This window comes from Yersinia sp. 2542 StPb PI (genome assembly GCF_048593855.1).
Lineage (GTDB): Bacteria > Pseudomonadota > Gammaproteobacteria > Enterobacterales > Enterobacteriaceae > Yersinia > Yersinia enterocolitica_E.
In genome coordinates this window covers 1-567 of sequence record NZ_JAZGQA010000489.1, presented here as the reverse complement: position 1 = coordinate 567, position 567 = coordinate 1, and the positions used below count along the sequence as shown (strand labels likewise).

Here is a 567-nt window from a genome sequence, read left to right as displayed (position 1 = left end):
ATACGCCCGACTACCTTATAAAATATCTCTATCTAGATATGCTTAAACTATTACATTTCTCATTATTTGAGAAAGGTAATTTATATTTTCCAAGGTATCATTGCTAGGGGATTTGTGTTTTTCAATGAATTTCGCGGTTAAATAAATATCTTTATTTTCATTTGATCTACTAAGGATTATTATATCGCCGTAGAAAATTGGAACAGGAAGTCCGCAAGTCAGACTAACAATTATACTTTCTTTTCTTTCTTTAAAGTCTGATGAGTTTATCAGCATATTCAAGAAGTTATATGAATTTGCAACTGGAAAATCAGACTTCTGAGCTAATATACATAGTAAATGGTCAATACTTAGCCATGGAATATTATTAGCATGAGAAAGTTGAATGGTTGAGAAAACTGAAGGGTCGATTATGTCTTTTATTTTTACAAGATTTTCAGGGGTATCAACAACGTTGATTTTTTCTTCTTGAGAAATATCAATTAACAGCTTTAATTGTTGAATAAAAGCATAAGAATTCTTTCTTATATCTTCTGCTGTAATTCGTTGCATACCAAATTTAGTAAC

1 protein-coding gene is annotated in these 567 nt (G+C 29.8%); it reads right to left on the bottom strand.

Going from position 1 to position 567, the window contains the following annotated elements; translation table 11 throughout:
• Positions 1–42 precede the first annotated feature (42 nt).
• Positions 43–567: PIN domain-containing protein (locus V1952_RS22435; RefSeq protein ID WP_420075621.1), on the bottom strand; the 525-nt coding region annotated here is incomplete at its 5' end.